Source organism: Sandarakinorhabdus sp. DWP1-3-1, from assembly GCF_049896705.1.
Classification (GTDB): domain Bacteria; phylum Pseudomonadota; class Alphaproteobacteria; order Sphingomonadales; family Sphingomonadaceae; genus Sandarakinorhabdus.
The window spans coordinates 322,969-340,377 of the sequence record NZ_JAFCUV010000002.1 but is presented as its reverse complement, the minus strand read 5'-3'; the positions used below and the strand labels follow the sequence as shown (position 1 = coordinate 340,377).

Below are 17,409 nucleotides of genomic sequence, written 5' to 3'. Positions count from 1 at the left end.
AGGGGCCGTCGTCTGCCCAATGATGCTTTTATAACGTCACTGCTTTCGGAGCCATGAATATTCGGCGGCTATGCCGTGACACGCCGGGCGCCGGTCGCTAACCCTCGCTGCCGATGACGTCTTGCGATGCCCCATTGCCCGATACCCTGGCGCCCGACGCCAGCCGGTTGACGGTCGACACGGCGGCGCTGGTCGCCAACTGGCGCCGTTTCGCCCGGGCCGGCGCAGCGGCGGCCTGCGGCGCAGCGGTCAAGGCCGATGGCTATGGCCTCGGCGCCCGCCCGATCGCGGCGGCGCTGGTCGCGGCCGGCTGTCGCGACCTGCTCGTCGCCCATTGGCACGAGGTGGCGGCGCTGGGGCCGCAACCAGATGGCGTGCGCGTGGCGGTGCTGCACGGGGTCATGCCCGGCGACATGGCGCGGGCACTCGCCTCCCCCGCCGTGCCGGTGCTGGTCACCGCCGGGCAGGTGCAGGCGTGGAAGGTAACGGGCCGGCCGTGCGACGTGATGGTCGACACCGGCCTCAATCGCCTCGGCATCGACATTGCCGAGGCTCGCTCCGGCCTGCTCGACGGCCTCGCAATCGACACGCTGCACAGCCATCTCGCCTGCTCCGAGACACCCGCCAGCCCCGCCAACGAAGCCCAGCGCGCCGCGTTTGCCGACATCGCCGCCGTCGTTCCCGCACGTCGCCGGGCACTGGCCAATTCGGCCGGCATCGGCCTCGGCCCGGGCTGGCATTTCGATCTGACGCGGCCCGGCATCGGGCTGTATGGCGGCGGCGCGTCGCCCGATGCGCACCCGCTGGCGCCCGTCGCCGGCATCGCGACGCGAATCATCCAGCTGCGCGACGTGCCGGCGGGGGCGAGCATCGGTTATGGCGCGACCTATACCGCCGCAGGTCCGTTGCGCGTCGCCGTCGTCGCGCTCGGCTATGCCGACGGCTATCCGCGGTCGCTGTCGGATCGCGGCCGGGCGCTCGTCGACGGCGTGCCATGCCCGGTCGTCGGCCGTATCTCGATGGACCTCACCATCATCGACGTCAGCGCCGCCCCCGACCTCGCCGAAGGCGACTGGCTGACGATGGATTTCGACCTCGCCGGCTCGGCCGCGGCGAGCGGCCGCTCCGAATATGAGTTGCTCACCGGCCTCGGCGCTCGCTATGCCCGGGTGCATACATGAATCCCGTCACCACCATCGTCCATGCCCTGATCGCGCTCGGCAGCGTCATCATCGGGCTGTTCGGCGCCATCGGCCGGCTGGCGCGTTTTGCGCTGGCGGTCGTGACGCGGCTGGTGCGGCCGCCCTATTATCCCGCACAATTGTTCGAACAGATGCTGGTCATCGGCTATTTTTCGCTGCCCGTCGTCGGCCTGACGGCGCTGTTCACCGGGTCGGCGCTCGCCCAGCAGATCTATATCGGCGGCAGCCGCTTCAACGCGTCGTCGACCGTCCCTGCCGTCACCGTCATCGGTATCGTCCGCGAGCTCGGCCCTGTACTCGGCGGGCTGATGGTGGCCGGCCGCGTCGCCAGTGCGATGGCGGCGGAGATCGGCACGATGCGCGTCACCGAGCAGATCGACGCGCTGACGACGTTGCGCACCGATCCCTTCCGCTATCTCATCGGTCCACGCGTCGTCGCGGCCGTGCTGGTCATGCCGGTGCTGGTGCTGGCGTCGAACGCGCTCGGCGTCATGGGCGGCTGGCTGCTGGCGACACAGCGGCTCAACTTCAATTCGGCCGCCTATCTCAACACCACCGCGCAATATCTGAAATGGGACGACGTCGCCTCATCGATGGTCAAGGCGGCAGTGTTCGGTTTCTTCATCGCCTTGATGGGCTGTTATCACGGCTATCATTCTTCGGGCGGCGCCGCCGGCGTCGGGCGGGCAACCACCAATGCCGTCGTTTCAGCCTTCATCCTGATCCTGCTGTCGAACCTTATCATCACCGTGATCGTCTTCGGATCATGAGCGCCGACATCACCCTTGCCGGCGTCAGGAAGCAGTTCGGCCGCAAGGTCGTCCTCGACGGCGTCGATCTCAGCGTCAGCAACGGCGAATCGATGGTCATCATCGGCGGCTCGGGCACCGGCAAGTCGGTGATGCTGAAATGCATCCTGGGGCTGCTGCGGCCCGATGCCGGCAGCATCCGCGTCGACGGCGTCGAGAGCGTCGGGCTGAAGGGCAAGGCGCTGGCCGCCCATCAGGCGCGGTTCGGCATGCTGTTCCAGGGCGGCGCCTTGTTCGATTCGCTGCCCGTCTGGCGCAACATCGCCTTTGCCCTGCCGGGCAATGCCGCCAGCCGCCGCGCCGCCGCGATCGACAATCTCGCCCGCGTCGGCCTGGGCGCCGATGTCGCCGACCTGCGCCCGTCGGAACTGTCGGGCGGCATGCAGAAGCGCGTTGCGCTGGCCCGCGCCATCGCTGCCCGGCCCGAAATCCTGTTCTTCGACGAACCCACGACGGGCCTCGATCCGATCATGGCCGATGTCATCAACGATCTGATCCGCACGCTGGTCACCGACCTGAAGATCACTGCGCTGACCATCACTCACGACATGGCGAGCGCCAGGAAAATCGCCGATCGCGTCGCCATGCTGTACCAGGGCCGCATCGTCTGGCATGGGCCGCGGGGCGACCTCGACAGCTCGGGCAACGCGTTCGTCGACCAGTTCGTCCACGGCCGTGCCGAAGGGCCGATCAAGATGCCGGTGCGAACCCTGTGACGCCATTGTCGCCCGGTGCATCCGAGCTGTCGGCGCTGCTCGCCCGCGCCGCCGATGGTGATGCGGCGGCGTTCCAGATGTTTTATGACCGAACCGCAACGAAGCTGTTTGGCATAATCCTGCGTATCTTGGTCGAACGAGGTGAAGCCGAGGATGTGCTGCAGGAGGTTTACGTGACGGTGTGGCGCAAGGCGGCCGCCTTCGACCCCGCGCGGGCCAGCCCTGTCACCTGGGCCGCCACCATTGCGCGCAACCGCGCCATCGACCGGCTGCGCGCCCGCGGCAACCGGCCGTCGGCACCGCTCGAAGATGCCATGACGGTGACCGACGATCGCCCCGGTGCCGACGAGCTGCTGGCCACTGCCGGGGAAGCCACCCGGTTGAACAGCGCACTGGCGACCCTGGAGCCGCGCCACGCTGCCGCCATCCGCAGCTGCTATTTCGAAGGCGTGACCTATGAGGCGCTGGCGCAGCGCGAGGGCGTCCCCGTCGGCACGCTGAAAAGCTGGGTGCGGCGCGGGCTGCTGCGGCTGCGGACGGAACTGTCATGACCGGGCCTGCCGACATGAACGACGCGCTGCCCGACGGCATGACGCCGGATGCGGCACTGGCGCTCGATTTCGCGCTTGGCGTGCTGCCGCGTGCCGAACATCGCGCCGCCGAGCTGCGACTGCTGTCGGACCCGGATTTCCGCGCCGCAGTGGAGGCCTGGCAGCGGCAATTGTCGCCGCTGGATGCCGGGACACCTGGCGTGGCGCCCCCGCCGCAGGTCTGGGAGCGAATCAGCGCCGACATCGCGCCGGCACCTGCCCGCCAGCCGGCCAGACCAGCGCGGCGCAGCCTGTGGGACAATGTCGCACTCTGGCGTGGCTTTGCCTTTGCCGGCGTCGCCGCCGCGGCTATCGCGATCGCCCAGGTCGGACCGCCGCCGCCGGCCCCGGGCGCGCCGCCGCAGCTGCTCGTCGCAGCGCTCGCCGGTGCCGACGGCACGCCGCTGCTGTCGGCCGCCTATGATCCGTTGCGCGGCGCCGTGGTGCTGACGCCGGCGACGCAGCGCGACGACAAGGGCAAATCCGCCGAACTATGGGTAATCGAAGGCGAAAAGCCGCCGCGCTCGCTGGGTGTCATCGATATCCAGGGGCCGAACGCCCATGCGATTTCATCGAAGCGCCTCGCCGGCCTCGCACCCGGCGCCACGCTGGCGGTCTCGATCGAACCGCTGGGCGGCTCGCCGACGGGCCAGCCGACCGGGCCGGTCGTCGCCACCGGCAAGCTGGTTCCGGTCTGACCGGCAAGGACTCTGCGACATTTCGCGCCCGTCACGGATCGCAACTTCCGTCATTGTCCCTGCGTAACTGAACCGTCCGACCTCGGACCCGTGTTTCAAGGAGACTGATCGATGACTGCCACCACCAGCCTGCGGATTGCCATGCTCGCCGCTGCCGCCCTCGGCCTCGGCAGCGCGCCGCTGGCCGCCAAGACCGCCGCCACCAAGACCGTGATGGTCGGCGGTGCCGCGATGTACCCGACGAAGAACATCATCGAGAACGCCGTCAATTCCAAGGATCACACGACGCTCGTCGCCGCGGTCAAGGCTGCCGGGCTGGTGGAGACGTTGTCCGGTCCCGGGCCGTTCACGGTGTTCGCGCCGACGAACGCCGCCTTTGCCAAGCTGCCGGCCGGCACCGTCGAGAGCCTCGTCAAGCCCGAGAACAAGGGTACGCTGACGACGGTCCTCACCTATCACGTCGTCGCCGGCAAGATGGGCGCCAAGGACATCCTCGCCGCCATCAAGGCCGGCGGTGGCAAGGCCGTGTTGACGACAGTGCAGGGCGGCAAGCTGACCGCCTCGCTGATGGGCAAGACCGTCATGCTGACCGACGCCAAGGGCGGCATGTCGCACGTCACCATCGCCGATGTGAACCAGTCGAACGGGGTTATCCACGTCGTCGACACCGTGCTGATGCCGTAAACGCCTTTACCGATTGCGTTGCTCGGGCGGGCGGGTCGAAAGGCCCGCCCGCTTCGTTTCAGGGCAGCACGTTGACGCTGTCCCCCGGTGCCAGCAGGTCAAGCCAGCCCGCCAGGATCGCCCGCTCCACGGCGATGCAACCTTCGGTCGGGCGGCGGTCGGGCTGGGTGCAGTGCCAAAAGATCGCGCTGCCCAGTGGCGCCACCGGCGGGTTGTCGTTGTGGCCGAGCACGATGACGATGTCATAGGCGTGGTCATCGCGCCACAGCCGTTCGGCGCTGAAACCGTGGGGATGGCTGACGGGGCGATTGTACGCCGGATCGGCAGCAGCGTCGGACCAGCCGTCATCGGCCCGCAGCCAGCGCCACGGCAGACGCGTCGCGGGGGCTGCTGTCCTGTCGGGTCGGAGCAATGCTGCGCGCACCGGCCAGACGCCGAGCGGCGTCGCGCCATCGCCCTCGCGTTTGGCAGCGGCTGCGACGGCACCGCCCTTGCCGAACACGGCGGCAATCGTCTCGCCGAACGCCGTGATCGTGCCCGCCGCGACCGATGCCGTCAGCATCACAGCAGATGGCCCTGGCGATCGCGCTTGGTGCCGAGATAGGCGATGTTGTGCGGATTGGGCGGCATGCTGTGCTCGACGCGGGTGACCTTGAGACCATGCGCCGCCAGTCCGTCGACCTTGAGCGGATTGTTGGTCAGCAGCCGTACCTCGCCGACGCCGAGCTGCTGCAGCATCGCCGCGGCGAGGGTGAAATCGCGCTCGTCGGGCTCGAAGCCCAGCCGCGTGTTTGCATCAACGGTATCGAAGCCCTGGTCCTGCAGCGCATAGGCGCGCAACTTGTTGAGCAGCCCGATGCCGCGACCTTCCTGCTGCAAATAGAGCAGGATGCCACCGCCGGGGTTGGCGGCGATGGCGGCCAGCGCCGCGTGCAGCTGCGGGCCGCAGTCGCATTTCAGACTGCCCAGCACATCGCCGGTCAGGCAGGCGGAGTGTAGCCGCACCAGCACTGGCGCGGCGCGCGACGGATCGCCGATGACCAGCGCCAGATGTTCCGGGCCGCCGTCGCCAGGCCGGAACGCCACCACCTCGGTATCCTCCGCCGGCGCCAGCGGCAGGCGGGCGCGCGATGAAATCCGGACATCGGCGACGAGCGCCGGCAGCGCCAGCACTGCCGCGGTATCGGCAACGACCACCGGGGCGGCGCCGGCGATCGGCACGGCATAGACCGCCGGCAGCAGCGCCGCATGTTTCGCCAGCGCGATCGCCGCGCGCGCCGATTGGCGGTCGTCGCCGAGCGCCCGCGTCGTGAACGGGCCCTTGAACGGCGTCGCCAGGTCGAGCACCGGGTCGGCGACGGCGCGCGAGCCGGCGAGCTCGAGCCAAGTTGGGCGATCGACCCAGACCGGCTCCGGATCGTCGACCGCCGCCGCCAGCTGGTTGGTCAGGTTGAGCACCGCGCCGCGCCGCGCTGTGATGATCAGCCCGGCACGCGCCTGCGCCTCGAGCACCGCCAGCGTCGCCGCATCCGCCAGCTCCGCCGACAGCACCGCCAGCGTGCCGATGCCGACGATGCGGCCGCGGCGCAGCGCATCGCCCGCCGCCTCGGCGCGCCAGCCCGCGTTGCCGCTCACAGGTCGAGCGTCAGCAATTGTGGAACATGGTCGGACGGCTTGCCCCAGTCGCGCGCGTCTTCGATGACCTCGAATCGATTCGCCAGCGGCGCCAGCTCCGGCGACACCCAGATATGGTCGAGTCGCCGCCCGCGATCGGACAGCCGCCAGTCGGTGGCGCGATAGCTCCACCAGGTGAACAGCCGCTCCGGCGGCGCGATGAAGTGCCGGCCCATGTCAACCCAGTCGTGGCTCTGCTGCAGCGCCGCCAGGGCGGCAACTTCGATCGGCGTGTGGCTGACGACATCGATCAGTGCCTTGTGGCTCCAGACATCGCATTCGAGCGGCGCGACGTTGAAATCGCCGACGATGACGCTGGCATCGCGCAGTGATTCGGACCAACGCGTCATGCGGCCGAGAAATGCCAGCTTCTGCGCGAACTTGGGATTGAGCTGGGTGTCGGGCACGTCGCCACCGGCGGGGATATAGACATTCTCGATGAGCAGCCCGGCGCCGGGGCCGACCGCCAGCCGCGCCCCGATGTGGCGAGCCTCGCCATTGTCCTGCCAGTCGTAACGTCGTTCCTCGCGCATCGGGATGCGCGACAGCGTCGCGACGCCGTGATGCATGCGCTGGCCGTTGAGCAGGCGATAGCGATAGCCCATCGCCTCGAACATCGGATGCGGGAAGGCATCGTCCATCACCTTGGTTTCCTGCAGGCATAGCACGTCGGGCGCATGATCGCGCAGGAAGCGCTCGACGATGTCGAGGCGGAAACGCACCGAATTGATGTTCCAGGTGGCGATACGCAGGGTCATGGCCAGCGTGTAGGGGATGGCGGCGCCATCGTCACCTGTCGCTTGCGCGCGACAACCGGCAGAACCAGAACGCAAATAGACCCCCTGCTCCGGGGGCATGGAACAGGGGGCCATTTTTGCGCTCGTCACGCAGCAGGTGGCACTGGGTCGCAACCAGATAACAGGGGGCAAACTCCGGCTGCGGTGCCAACCGCCCTTGCGTTATGCCCCCGCGGACATTGACCCGACATGAACGATATTCAGAAAGATACGGCTCGTCGCCCCGATCGATGCAACTCATCGCTGAAACGCCATGTTTCGTCGCGAGCGTTATGATTTCATTAACTGTCTTTCGCGGCTGGGCCGGTTATGAGGACATATATGACCAGACCTCGTGCCCTGCCGGCCTTCGCCGCCTTCAACGCCATCGTCGCCCTGGCTTTCGGAACATTCGCCGCACACGGCATCAAGGATCCGCAGGCGCGCGACTGGATCATGACCGGCGTGCTGTTCCAGTTGCCGCATGTCGCCGCCGTCTTCGGGCTGCTCGCCTGGCGCAATTCGCCGCTGGTCGTGCGGCCGGCCTGGGCGCTCAGCATCGGCAGCTTCATCTTTGCCGTCGATCTCGATGCGCTGGCGCTCGGGGCACCGCGCATGGTCGCCGCCTTCGCGCCGATCGGCGGCTCGCTGATGATGATCGGCTGGTTCTGGATCGCGATCGTCGCACTGGTCATCGACAAGATCGAGCCGGAGTAACCCGTCTGCCATCCTGGCGGAGGCCGGGATGAGTGCTCTAGTCCCGATAGCTTGGATCGATCCGGTCGAGCTTGCGGATCAGCGCCGGCCACGCCAGCCCATTGGCCAGCATCCCGATCCCGCGCGTCTGGCCGGCGACCTTTTCGGGCGTACCCTGCGGCGGCATCGACAGGCCGTCGCGGCCAGCCGACAGGGCCGCCACCTGGGCCTCGCAGGCGCGTTCGATGAAATACAGCCGCAGGAAGCATTCGGCGACCGTCGCGCCCACGGCCAGCGTGCCGTGGTTGCGCAGGATCATGGTATTCTTGGTGCCGATGTCCTCGACCAGGCGCTCGCGCTCCTCGAGGTCGGTCGCGATGCCTTCATACTCGTGATAGGCGAGGTCGTGGCGGGCGATCAGGGCCGTCTGGGTGATCGGCATCAGCCCCTCGGTCATCGCGCTGACGGCCTGGCCGGCGCGGGTGTGGACGTGCATCACCGCCTGGGCATCGTCACGCGCCATGTGGATCGCCGAATGGATGGTGAAGCCCGCCGGGTTGGTGATGTACGGCGTCTCCATGACCGGATGGCCTTCGACATCGATCTTGACCAGCGACGACGCGGTGATCTCCTCGAACATCAGATTATACGGGTTGATCAGGAAATGATGCTCCGGCCCCGGGATGCGCGCCGAAAGGTGCGTGAAGATCATGTCGTCCCAGCCGTACAGTGCCACCAGCCGATAGGCGGCGGCGAGATCGACGCGGATCTGCCATTCTTCCGGCGTGACCTGGTCCTTGACGGTAGTGACCGGCTTCAATTGCGTAGCCATGCTGCGACTCCCAAGACGATTTTTGTCAGCCTGCCCCATTTTTGACGGCGCGGGAATAGGCACCGGTACGGCAGGCATCCGAACAATGGCGGACATTGTCCCAGTCGCGCGCCCATTTCTTGCGCCAGGCGAACGGCCGGCCGCACGTCGCGCAATCCTTCTTGGGCAGGTCGGCCTTGCGGCGCATCTTGGCCATATCCAAAGCTTACCTTAACAATTGTCACAAACCCGGCCTAATCGCGCCGGCGAACATCATATCCGGGGTGGACCAAATGTATCCTGCTATCGATCGTCGCGCCTTCCTTGCCGCCGGTGCCGCGGGGCTGCTGCTGCCGACGCGGCCGGCGCTGGCCGGACTTTGGGCCGACAAGGGCTTTACCCATGGTGTCGCCTCGGGCGCGCCGGGACCCGACTCGATCAAGCTGTGGACGCGTTATGCCGCCGCCGATGGCCGCGACACCGTGCTTAAGGTCGATGTCGCCACCGATGCCGGCATGGCCAACATCATCAAGCGCGCCGAAGCCACCGCCGGCCCGGCCAGCTGGGGCACGGCGCAGGCAGTGATCACCGGCCTGCCGAGCGGCGGCTGGGTCTTCTACCGCTTCACCGCACCCGACGGCAGCGTGTCGCCGATCGGCCGTACCCGCACGTTGCCCGTCGGTCCGCTGGCGCGCTTCAACATCGCGGTGTTCAGCTGCGCCAACAAGCCGTTCGGTTGGTTCAACGCCTATGCCCATGCCGCGGCGCGCAACGACATCGACCTGATCGTCCACACCGGCGACTATCTGTACGAATATGCCCGCGGCACCTATCCGAGCGCCGCCGAGTCGATGCCCGGCCGCGAGATCGAACCGGCGAGCGAGATGGTCCGGCTCGACGATTACCGCCAGCGCTATGCCAGCTATCGCGTCGATCCCGGCCTGCAGGAGCTGCACCGGCTGTTCCCGATGATCAACATCTGGGACGATCATGAAGTCGCCAACGACACCTGGAAGGGCGGCGCCCAGAACCACCAGCCCGAGGAAGGCGACTTCGGCGCCCGGCTGTCGGCCGCGACCCAGGCGAATCGCGAATGGTTGCCCCAGCCCGACCGTATGTACCACCGTTATGACATCGGCAACCTTGTCAGCCTGTTGACGCTCGACACCCGCAATACCGGCCGCGACAAGCCGCTGGAGCTCGGCCCGGCGCTGAAGGAAGGCAAGGCCGGCCTCGTCACCTTCCGCGACGGCGCCTGGAGCGATGCCGGCCGGTCGCTGCTCGGCGCCGAGCAGGAGGCATGGTTCGCCGACACGATCAAGGCATCGGTGAAGGACGGCCAGAAATGGCAGCTCGTCGCCCAGCAGATCGTCATGGGCAATCAATTTGCGCCCAAGGATGGGATGAGCCTGGTCGGCGCCGACGCCGACAAGCGCATCCAGGGGTATGTTGCCGCCGGCGTCATGGCGGCCGCGGCGGGTATCCCCAGCAACATGGACAGCTGGGGTGGCTACCCTGCGGCGCGCAAGCGGCTGTTGAAGGCCGCTCAGGTGGCCAATGCCGACATGGTGGTGGTGTCGGGCGACAGCCACAATGCCTGGGCCTTCGACCTCGCCGAAGGCGGCAAGCCGGCGGGTGTCGAGTTCGCCGGCCATTCGGTGACCAGCCCGGGCTATGAAAGTGCGCTCAAGGCCGATCCGGCGCGGGTCCGCGACGCGCTGGTGGCCGCCAGCCCGGAGATGACCTGGTGCGACACCAGCCGCCGCGGCTACATGACCGTCGCCTTCACCCCCGAATCGGCGCGTTGCGACTGGGTGTTCATGTCGACGATCAGGGAGCGGACGACGACGACCGGCACGGGCCAGGCTGCGACGGTGCAGCGCGGGCGCCGCAAGATGGTGCTCGTATAGCGCTTGCCCTGTCGTCCCGGGCTTGACCCCGGATAGCGGAGCAGCGAGGCAAGGCCGGTGATCGCCCTGCTTGCATTGCTCCTCGCCGCGACGCCCGGCCCGGTCTGCAACGCCGTCTGGCGCGATGATGCCCGCAATCGCGACGTGCCTGTGCGCGTCCGGATGCCCGCCGGCACCGGCAAGGTGCCGCTGGTGCTGTTCAGCCATGGCATGGGCGGGGACACCAGCGGTGGCACGCTATGGGCCAGCGCCTGGGCGGCGCGCGGCCTTGCCGTCATCCAGATGCAGCATGCCGGCAGCGACATCGCCGTCTATCGCGACGCGCCGACGCCGGCCGATGTGCCGGCGCGGGTACGCGGCGCCGCCACCGCCGAACAATTGCTGGCGCGGGTGGGGGACGCGCGCTTTGTCCTCAACGAGGTAGCGCGACGGCCGCGCGGGGGTGCCTGCAACCTGGCTCGCATCAATCCCGACCGCATCGGCTTTGCCGGCCACAGCATGGGCGCCTGGACGGCCCAGGCCCTCGCCGGGCAGCGCTGGGGCGGCGGCGTGACGCTGGCGGATCGCCGCATCCGCGCCGCGATCGCGCTCAGCCCGTCGGCACCGTTCGTCGGCGATCCAGCCGAAGCCTTTGGCAAAATCGGCATGCCGTTCCTGTCGATCACCGGCACCGAGGACGGCGCCCCGGCCCTGGCGTCGGCCGAAGTGCGCGCCGCCGCCGAGGCGGAGCGCACCGCGCCCTATCGCGCCATGCCACCCGGCGACAAATATCTGCTGGTCTTCGCCGACGCCGACCACATGGTGTTCAGCGGCAACGCCCGCCGCGCCGAACGCACGGTCGACCCGCATGTGAAGGCGGTAACGGCAGCAGCGACCACGGCCTTCTGGGGCGCGACGCTGCTCGGCTCGGCGAAGGACAAGGCGTTCCTCGCCAAAGGGCTGAAGGCACAGCTGGCGCCGGGGGACCGGCTGGAAACGAAGTAGCCGGCGGGAGAGATCGACTCCCTCAGCCCGCCACGACTCCCGCCAGGAATTCCTCGACATCCGCCAGCGGCACGTCGCGCGCCACGAACGCCTGCCCGATGCCGCGCGCCAGGATGAACGGCAGCATGCCGGCCTTCATCTTCTTGTCCTGCCGCATGTGGTGCACAAGCGTATGCGCCGGCGCGGCGAGCCCGAGCGCCTGCGGCGACAGGGTGAACCCGCAGGCAAGCAGATGCGCCCGTACCCGCGCCGTATCGCCCGCCGGGCACTGTCCGCGCTTCGCCGACAGGTCGAACGCCAGCGCCATGCCCAGCGCCACGCCTTCGCCGTGCAGCAGCCGGTCGGAAAAGCCGGCTTCCGCCTCGAAGGCATGGCCAAAGGTGTGGCCGAGGTTGAGCAGCGCGCGCACGTCGCCGGTCTCGCGCTCGTCGGCCGCCACCACCGCCGCCTTGGCCCGGCACGACACCGCGATCGCCTGCGCCTGTGCCGCGGCATCACCGCCCAGCAGCGCGGCGGCATTCTGCTCGCACCAGGCAAAGAACGCCGGGTCGCCGATCAGGCCGTATTTCACCACCTCGGCATAGCCGGCGCGCAGTTCGCGTGGCGGCAGCGTCTGCAGCACCTGCGGGTCGATCAGCACCAGCGCCGGCTGGTGAAAGGCGCCGACCAGGTTTTTGCCCGCCGCGGCGTTGATCGCCGTCTTGCCGCCGACCGACGAATCGACCTGCGCCAGCAATGTCGTCGGCACCTGCACGAACCTGCAGCCACGCCGAAGGATGCTGGCGGCAAAGCCGGTCAAGTCACCGATGACGCCGCCGCCCAGCGCCACCACGGCATCGCCGCGCTCGACGCCCAGCTGCAGCAGCCGTTCGGTGACATGGGCGAGCGTCGCCCAGTCCTTGGTCGCCTCCCCCGGCGGCAGCACGATCTCGTCGACGGCAATGCCCCCGGCGGCCAGCCCGGCCGCAAAGGCCGGCAGGTGCAATGCCGCGACATTGCTGTCGGTAACCAGCGCCAGCCGGCCGCGCGGCGCTAGTGGCCCGAGCAGCGGCGCCGCATTGCCGAGCAGCCCCGGCGCGATATGGATGGAATAGGCACGCTGGCCCAGCGGGACTTCGACGATCATGCAGGCGTTCCGCGGTTGGCCGCGGCGAGCGCGCGGACGATGGTGTCGACAGTTTCGCCGTGCGGCCCGGCCTTGCTGGCGATGCGCAGCTGGGCGGCGGCGTAGATCGGGTTGCGCACCGCAGCCAGCGACCGCAGCACCTCGCCGGGATCGCGGCCCTTCAGCAGCGGGCGGGTGTTGCGGCGGCGGACGCGGTCGACCAGCGTCGCGATATCGGCATCAAGCCAGACGACGAGCGCGCGTTCGAGCAGAAGTGCGCGGGTATCGTCCTGGATGAAGGCACCGCCGCCGGTGGCGATGACCTTGGGATCACCATCGACCAGGCGGGCGATGACCCGCCGCTCGCCATCACGGAAATGCGCCTCGCCGAAACGTTCGAAGATTTCGGCGACGCTCAATCCGCTCGCGGTCTCGATTTCGGCATCGGCATCGACGAAGGGCAGCCCCAGCCGCAGCGCCAGCCGCCGGCCGATTGTTGTCTTGCCGGCCCCCATCAGGCCGACAAGCGCCACCGGTCGCGCCGCGGCGGCGCGCAGATCGGGGTCAGCGCCCGGGATTTTGGCGTCGCACTCCATGTCGCCCCTCGCTATACACGGCGCGCGGCGCGGTGACAGCGGCCGTGACAGACGCGCAAGCACTTGCCCGAGGTTGGGGCGTGGAGATCGATGTTGCGGAATGAGGCGGTGGAGGCAAAGCGACAGGCCGAACCGCGCCGCCGTGCCTCGCGGGCCGCGCCCTGGCTGGCCGCCGCCGGCATCGCCGCGCTGGTCGCGCTGCCGGTCATCGGCCAGCAGAGCGACACCCAGCCCGCCGTGCCGCCATCCGAAACCGACACCGTGGCACCTCGGTCGCTGCTGCCCGACAGTTTCGATGCGCCGCCGGCGGTCGTTGCCCCGGCGCCCGACCTGCTGCCCGGCGATGCGACGGTCGTCACCGACGCGCCAGCGCCTGACCCGCTGTTGCCGGCGTTGCTACCGGCGGCGCCGCAGCAGGCCGATCCCTTTGCCATGACGGCGCCGACCGGGCGCGACATCACTGTCTTCGGCCCCTTGACCACCGCGGGCGGCGGCTATGGCCTTGCCACTTTCACGGGTTCGCGCGGGGCGTTCCTGTCGAGCCTTGCCTATCGCATGCAGGCACCGATCGCGTCGCGCTGGGCCGCCATCACGCTGCGCCGCGCGCTGCTGAGCGAAAGCGCCGCGCCCTGGGGCATCGTGCCCGGCGACTGGGTCGCGGCGCGGGCCTGGCTGCTGATGCGGATGGGGGAGATCGACGGCGCCAAGGCGTTGACCGACATGGTGCCCGTCGATCGCTATAGCCCCAACCTGTACCGGGTGTCGGCCCAGGTTTCACTCGCCGCCGCCGACATCAACGGCCTGTGCCCGATCGCCGGCACCGGGCGGCTGCTGTCGCGGGACCCGCTGTGGCAACTCGCCGTCGGCATGTGCGCCGCCGTGCAGGGCGACGACATCACGGCCGCGCGGCTGTTCGATGCGCTGCGTGCCGACGACAAGATCGTCGAACCCTTCGACGTGCGATTGGGCGAACGCGTCGCGACGATCGCCGGCGGGGCCGGCCGGGCGACCAATATCGACTGGAACGAGGCACCGGCGCTGACGCCTTACCGCTATGGCGTGGCGACCGCCGCCGGCGTGCAGGTGCCGGCCGACAAGCTGGCGGGGCTGGGTCCGGCACGATTCGGCTGGCTGGTGCGGGCTCCGGGCGTCGCGGCGGATGTCAGGCTGGCGGCGCTGCGCCCGGCGGCGGTGCTCGGCACCGTGTCGGCGGCCGAGCTGGCCAGCGGCATCGCCGCGCTGTCGCCAGGCGACGCCGATGCCGACACGCCCGGCGGCCGGCTGCGCACCGCCTTTGCCGGCGCCAGCATGACCGACCGCCGCAATGCGCTGAAGGCGATCTGGGCCAGCGGCGGCCTCGACGATCGCTATGGTGCACTGCTGGAATCTGCGACCGCCGCGGCCAGGCTGCCGATCAGCGCCGACAGTGCCGCCGACAGCGGCGACATCGTCGCGGCGCTCGTCGCCGCCGGCATGACCGACGCAGCGCGGCGCTGGTGGCCGATCGCCGACAAGGCCGATGCCAAGGTACGCGCCGCCGCCTGGGCGGTGCTGGCACCCGTCGGTGCGGCGCCGGCGACGGCATCAGCCTTCGACAGCTGGCGATCGGACAGCGGCGCCGACGATCGCCGTGCCGCGATGATGCTGGCCGGCCTGGCCGGGATCGGCATTGCCCGCGGTGGGGAGTGGGACGGGCTGCGCGCCGACCTGCTGCCCCGCGCTGCCAACAGCTGGACGCGGGGGATCGACGCCGCCGCCGCCGCCGGACGGACGGGGGAGGTGGCGCTGCTCGCCGCCACCGGACTACAAGGCGGCTGGGCCGATGTGCCGCCGCTGCACCTTTACCACATCGTCGCGGCGCTGGTCCGCGTCGGCCGCGGCGACGAGGCCCGTCTGATTGTTGCGGAGGCGATGACCCGGGCATGACCGCAGCGGGCCCCGATGATGCCCGCCTGATCGCCCTGTTCCTTGACATGCTGGCCGCCGAACGCGGCGCCGCGCGCAACACGCTGCTCGCCTATGGCCGCGATCTCGAACAGGCCAGCGCCTGGCTCGATGGCCGGCTGGGCACCGCGCAAGCACCCGAGCTGGCGCAGCTGTCGGCGCACTGGGCCGGCTTGGCGCGGGCCTCGGCGGCGCGCAAGGGCTCGGCGGTGCGGCAGTTCCTCGCCTTCCTGCAATCGGACGGCATCCGCGCCGACAATCCAAGGCGCGACCTCGCCGCCGCCACCGCCGCCCGGCCGCTGCCGAAAACGCTCGACCCGCGCGATGTCGACCGGCTGTTCGCGGCACTCGCCGACCGGCTGGCGGCGCATCCAGGCGACCCGCGCACGCTGCGCCTCGCCGCGCTGATCGAGCTGCTTTACGGTTCCGGCCTGCGCGCCACCGAATTGGTGTCGATGCCGCGCCACGCGGTGCGCCCGGGCCGCGGCTTCATCGTGCTCGCCGGCAAGGGCGGCAAGGAGCGGTTGGCGCCGATCGGGTCGCGTGCCGAGGCGGCGGTGGCGGCACATGCTGCGCTGGTGCCGATCGCGGCGCGCCATCTGTTCCCGTCACGCAACGGCACGCACCTGACCCGGCTGCGGCTCTACCAGCTCGTCAAGGAACTGGCGGCGGCGGCCGGGATACCCCCCGATCGCGTGTCGCCGCATGTGCTCCGCCACGCCTTTGCCACCCATCTGCTCGAAGGCGGCGCCGACCTCAGAACACTGCAGACGCTGCTAGGCCACGCCGACATCGCGACAACGCAGATCTACACCCATGTCGCGTCGAAGGCGCTGGTCGAGCTTGTCAACGCGCGCCACCCGCTTGCCGACCGGAAAGCCTAGACCTTGCAGCCCTTGGCCCGCGCCGTGCCCTTCAGATAGGCGCGCCGCACCGATCCCGCATAGATTGCCGCCTGGGCGTATTTCTGGCGCGCCTCGGCACCCGACAGTCGGCGGATGACGCCGGAGAACGGAATGATGCCGCCGGCCGCCGATTCGCCGAGCGACAGCGCCTGTTCGGCGGGCGTCTTGTCCTTTTTCTGAAGTTGCGGCGAATCGACGTCGGGGCCCAGCACGCCGGTCAACTTGGTGATCGCCGTCTTGTACTGGGCACAGGTCCGGATGCCCTGCAGCGAATAGGGCGCGTCCATGATGCGCTCGATTTCGGGCGCCACCTTGGGCTTGATGATGTTGAGATCCTTCAACGGCCGCGAGCCGATGTTCTCCATCGTGTCGCCGACCTTGTCGATGTCGCTGCGCGGCTTTTCCTGGTTCTGGTCTTGGGCAGCAACGGGGACAGCAACGATCAAGGCTGCAAGTGCGAAAAGTAAAACAGTCCGGGACATGTCTGGTGACTCCTGTCGGTGATGCGAATGCTATGGCGCGACGCGCGGCAACTCAATGTGAACGGTCATAACGCGCCGCCAACAAACATGCTCCCGCCTGGCCGAGCCGTCGTGCACCCGTGCCGTACACCCTTGCCGCCGGCGCCGGCGCGGACTATAGGGCCGTCATCTCTACATGGGTAACCGCATGGAGGTCGGCCGGGAACGTTCCCGTCCGCCGCCGGAGGTGCTTGCAGGAACCGTATTGACCGACACCGCCCGCCTCGACGCGACGCTGAACGCCATCATCGCCCCCGTGGTCACCGACCTGGGGTTCGACCTGGTGCGTGTCCAGCTGTCGGGCAAGCCCGGCGACATGACGCTGCAGGTGATGGCCGAGGACCGCAGCACCGGCCAGCTGACGCTCGAGCAGTGCGCCGAGATCAGCCGCGCGCTCGACCTGCCGCTCGAGGAAGCCGACCCGATCGACGGTGAATATGCGCTGGAGGTGTCGTCGCCCGGCATCGACCGGCCGCTGACCCGGCCGACCGACTGGGACAAGTGGCACGGCCATGAAGTGCGGCTGAAGCTTGACCCGCCGGTCGACGGCCGCGCCCGCGCACACGGCGTGATCGAGGGCCGCAAAGATGATATGGTGACGCTGATGGTGAAAAGCGTCGGCCCGGTGGTGCTGCCGCTGGCCGCCATCACTGCCGCCAAGCTGGTGCTGACGCAAAAGCTGATCCAGGCGTCGAAGCCGCTGGATGCCGGCGGCGCCGACGAAGTGATCGAGACCGAAGACGCCGACAACGACAACGACGCCACCAACGATTCTGCCGAGGACTGAC

General features: G+C 69.1%; 20 protein-coding genes. 12 read left to right on the top strand and 8 right to left on the bottom strand.

The genetic code is table 11. The features are described from left to right. Window positions 1–113: 113 nt before the first annotated feature. The 6 genes from alr to ACP7AI_RS11045 all read left to right on the top strand — a co-directional run bounded on the left by alr (window position 114) and on the right by ACP7AI_RS11045 (window position 4,699). On the top strand, window positions 114–1,181 hold the full coding sequence (gene alr / locus ACP7AI_RS11070; RefSeq protein WP_426167286.1) for an alanine racemase: 1,068 nt from the start codon (window positions 114–116) through the stop codon (window positions 1,179–1,181). Next, window positions 1,178–1,972, top strand: coding sequence for an MlaE family ABC transporter permease (locus ACP7AI_RS11065; protein ID WP_426167284.1), 795 nt, complete (start codon window positions 1,178–1,180; stop codon window positions 1,970–1,972). The genes alr and ACP7AI_RS11065 overlap by 4 nt, the downstream gene beginning before the upstream one ends. Further along, a complete protein-coding gene (locus tag ACP7AI_RS11060; RefSeq protein WP_426167282.1) occupies window positions 1,969–2,727 on the top strand; it encodes an ABC transporter ATP-binding protein in 759 nt (252 codons plus the stop codon). Before ACP7AI_RS11065 ends, ACP7AI_RS11060 begins: the two co-directional genes overlap by 4 nt. Next, window positions 2,724–3,278 carry a sigma-70 family RNA polymerase sigma factor gene (locus ACP7AI_RS11055; RefSeq protein ID WP_426167280.1) on the top strand — a complete coding sequence of 185 codons (555 nt, stop codon included), beginning with the start codon at window positions 2,724–2,726 and terminating at the stop codon, window positions 3,276–3,278. The genes ACP7AI_RS11060 and ACP7AI_RS11055 overlap by 4 nt, the downstream gene beginning before the upstream one ends. Then, complete coding sequence (locus tag ACP7AI_RS11050; RefSeq protein WP_426167278.1) at window positions 3,275–4,015, top strand: anti-sigma factor; 741 nt, start codon at window positions 3,275–3,277, stop codon at window positions 4,013–4,015. Before ACP7AI_RS11055 ends, ACP7AI_RS11050 begins: the two co-directional genes overlap by 4 nt. Before the next feature lie 111 nt (window positions 4,016–4,126). Then, a complete protein-coding gene (locus ACP7AI_RS11045) occupies window positions 4,127–4,699 on the top strand; it encodes a fasciclin domain-containing protein (RefSeq protein ID WP_426167276.1) in 573 nt (190 codons plus the stop codon). A gap of 58 nt (window positions 4,700–4,757) precedes the next feature. Here ACP7AI_RS11045 and ACP7AI_RS11040 read toward each other — a convergent pair whose 3' ends face one another. The 3 genes from ACP7AI_RS11040 to ACP7AI_RS11030 are packed head-to-tail and all read right to left on the bottom strand — an operon-like array spanning window position 4,758 to window position 7,137. Further along, on the bottom strand, window positions 4,758–5,261 hold the full coding sequence (locus ACP7AI_RS11040; protein ID WP_426167274.1) for a L,D-transpeptidase family protein: 504 nt from the start codon (window positions 5,259–5,261) through the stop codon (window positions 4,758–4,760). Then, window positions 5,261–6,334: a GTP cyclohydrolase II gene (gene ribA / locus ACP7AI_RS11035; RefSeq protein ID WP_426167272.1), complete on the bottom strand. Its 1,074-nt coding sequence runs from the start codon at window positions 6,332–6,334 to the stop codon at window positions 5,261–5,263. The genes ACP7AI_RS11040 and ribA overlap by 1 nt, the downstream gene beginning before the upstream one ends. After that, window positions 6,331–7,137, bottom strand: a complete 807-nt coding sequence (locus tag ACP7AI_RS11030; RefSeq protein ID WP_426168316.1) for an exodeoxyribonuclease III — start codon at window positions 7,135–7,137, stop codon at window positions 6,331–6,333. Before ACP7AI_RS11030 ends, ribA begins: the two co-directional genes overlap by 4 nt. Before the next feature lie 354 nt (window positions 7,138–7,491). Here ACP7AI_RS11030 and ACP7AI_RS11025 point away from each other — a divergent pair, with 354 nt between their 5' ends. Continuing rightward, window positions 7,492–7,866, top strand: coding sequence for a DUF423 domain-containing protein (locus ACP7AI_RS11025; protein WP_426167270.1), 375 nt, complete (start codon window positions 7,492–7,494; stop codon window positions 7,864–7,866). Between the two features lie 37 nt (window positions 7,867–7,903). Here ACP7AI_RS11025 and ACP7AI_RS11020 read toward each other — a convergent pair whose 3' ends face one another. Together ACP7AI_RS11020 and ACP7AI_RS11015 are read right to left on the bottom strand one after the other, a co-directional pair. After that, window positions 7,904–8,677 carry a class II aldolase/adducin family protein gene (locus ACP7AI_RS11020; protein ID WP_426167268.1) on the bottom strand — a complete coding sequence of 258 codons (774 nt, stop codon included), beginning with the start codon at window positions 8,675–8,677 and terminating at the stop codon, window positions 7,904–7,906. Window positions 8,678–8,702: 25 nt separating this feature from the next. Then, window positions 8,703–8,873, bottom strand: coding sequence for a DUF2256 domain-containing protein (locus tag ACP7AI_RS11015; protein ID WP_426167266.1), 171 nt, complete (start codon window positions 8,871–8,873; stop codon window positions 8,703–8,705). A 76-nt stretch (window positions 8,874–8,949) separates the two neighbouring features. Here ACP7AI_RS11015 and ACP7AI_RS11010 point away from each other — a divergent pair, with 76 nt between their 5' ends. Both ACP7AI_RS11010 and ACP7AI_RS11005 read left to right on the top strand, forming a co-directional pair. Next, entirely contained in the window at window positions 8,950–10,566 is a 1,617-nt protein-coding gene (locus ACP7AI_RS11010) for an alkaline phosphatase D family protein (protein ID WP_426167264.1), read from the top strand. 57 nt (window positions 10,567–10,623) lie between these two features. Further along, window positions 10,624–11,550, top strand: coding sequence for an alpha/beta hydrolase family protein (locus tag ACP7AI_RS11005; RefSeq protein WP_426167262.1), 927 nt, complete (start codon window positions 10,624–10,626; stop codon window positions 11,548–11,550). Between the two features lie 22 nt (window positions 11,551–11,572). Here ACP7AI_RS11005 and aroB read toward each other — a convergent pair whose 3' ends face one another. Both aroB and ACP7AI_RS10995 read right to left on the bottom strand, forming a co-directional pair. Continuing rightward, window positions 11,573–12,676, bottom strand: coding sequence for a 3-dehydroquinate synthase (aroB, locus tag ACP7AI_RS11000; RefSeq protein WP_426167260.1), 1,104 nt, complete (start codon window positions 12,674–12,676; stop codon window positions 11,573–11,575). Further along, a complete protein-coding gene (locus ACP7AI_RS10995) occupies window positions 12,673–13,251 on the bottom strand; it encodes a shikimate kinase (RefSeq protein ID WP_426167258.1) in 579 nt (192 codons plus the stop codon). The genes aroB and ACP7AI_RS10995 overlap by 4 nt, the downstream gene beginning before the upstream one ends. A 90-nt stretch (window positions 13,252–13,341) precedes the next feature. On the opposite strand from ACP7AI_RS10995, the gene ACP7AI_RS10990 reads away from it, so the two are divergent. Both ACP7AI_RS10990 and ACP7AI_RS10985 read left to right on the top strand, forming a co-directional pair. After that, window positions 13,342–15,177 carry a hypothetical protein gene (locus tag ACP7AI_RS10990; protein ID WP_426167256.1) on the top strand — a complete coding sequence of 612 codons (1,836 nt, stop codon included), beginning with the start codon at window positions 13,342–13,344 and terminating at the stop codon, window positions 15,175–15,177. Further along, entirely contained in the window at window positions 15,174–16,079 is a 906-nt protein-coding gene (locus ACP7AI_RS10985) for a tyrosine recombinase (protein ID WP_426167254.1), read from the top strand. Before ACP7AI_RS10990 ends, ACP7AI_RS10985 begins: the two co-directional genes overlap by 4 nt. On the opposite strand, the gene ACP7AI_RS10980 is transcribed toward ACP7AI_RS10985, so the two are convergent. Next, window positions 16,076–16,546, bottom strand: a complete 471-nt coding sequence (locus ACP7AI_RS10980; protein WP_426167252.1) for a hypothetical protein — start codon at window positions 16,544–16,546, stop codon at window positions 16,076–16,078. The two genes, ACP7AI_RS10985 and ACP7AI_RS10980, sit on opposite strands and share 4 nt — an antisense overlap. A gap of 280 nt (window positions 16,547–16,826) precedes the next feature. Here ACP7AI_RS10980 and ACP7AI_RS10975 point away from each other — a divergent pair, with 280 nt between their 5' ends. Further along, window positions 16,827–17,408, top strand: coding sequence for a ribosome maturation factor (locus ACP7AI_RS10975; protein WP_426167250.1), 582 nt, complete (start codon window positions 16,827–16,829; stop codon window positions 17,406–17,408). Window position 17,409: the final 1 nt, after the last annotated feature.

Bases quoted from the DNA above. Each gene is read 5' to 3' on its own strand.
- ACP7AI_RS11050 (WP_426167278.1), top strand. From the start codon at position 3,275: ATGACCGGGCCTGCCGACATGAACGACGCGCTGCCCGACGGCATGACG.
- ACP7AI_RS11015 (WP_426167266.1), bottom strand. From the start codon at position 8,873: ATGGCCAAGATGCGCCGCAAGGCCGACCTGCCCAAGAAGGATTGCGCG.
- ACP7AI_RS11010 (WP_426167264.1), top strand. From the start codon at position 8,950: ATGTATCCTGCTATCGATCGTCGCGCCTTCCTTGCCGCCGGTGCCGCG.
- ACP7AI_RS11020 (WP_426167268.1), bottom strand. From the start codon at position 8,677: ATGGCTACGCAATTGAAGCCGGTCACTACCGTCAAGGACCAGGTCACG.
- aroB (WP_426167260.1), bottom strand. From the start codon at position 12,676: ATGATCGTCGAAGTCCCGCTGGGCCAGCGTGCCTATTCCATCCATATC.
- ACP7AI_RS11065 (WP_426167284.1), top strand. From the start codon at position 1,178: ATGAATCCCGTCACCACCATCGTCCATGCCCTGATCGCGCTCGGCAGC.
- ACP7AI_RS10990 (WP_426167256.1), top strand. From the start codon at position 13,342: ATGTTGCGGAATGAGGCGGTGGAGGCAAAGCGACAGGCCGAACCGCGC.
- ACP7AI_RS11040 (WP_426167274.1), bottom strand. From the start codon at position 5,261: ATGCTGACGGCATCGGTCGCGGCGGGCACGATCACGGCGTTCGGCGAG.
- ACP7AI_RS11045 (WP_426167276.1), top strand. From the start codon at position 4,127: ATGACTGCCACCACCAGCCTGCGGATTGCCATGCTCGCCGCTGCCGCC.
- ACP7AI_RS10985 (WP_426167254.1), top strand. From the start codon at position 15,174: ATGACCGCAGCGGGCCCCGATGATGCCCGCCTGATCGCCCTGTTCCTT.
- ACP7AI_RS11060 (WP_426167282.1), top strand. From the start codon at position 1,969: ATGAGCGCCGACATCACCCTTGCCGGCGTCAGGAAGCAGTTCGGCCGC.
- ACP7AI_RS10995 (WP_426167258.1), bottom strand. From the start codon at position 13,251: ATGGAGTGCGACGCCAAAATCCCGGGCGCTGACCCCGATCTGCGCGCC.
- alr (WP_426167286.1), top strand. From the start codon at position 114: ATGACGTCTTGCGATGCCCCATTGCCCGATACCCTGGCGCCCGACGCC.
- ACP7AI_RS11025 (WP_426167270.1), top strand. From the start codon at position 7,492: ATGACCAGACCTCGTGCCCTGCCGGCCTTCGCCGCCTTCAACGCCATC.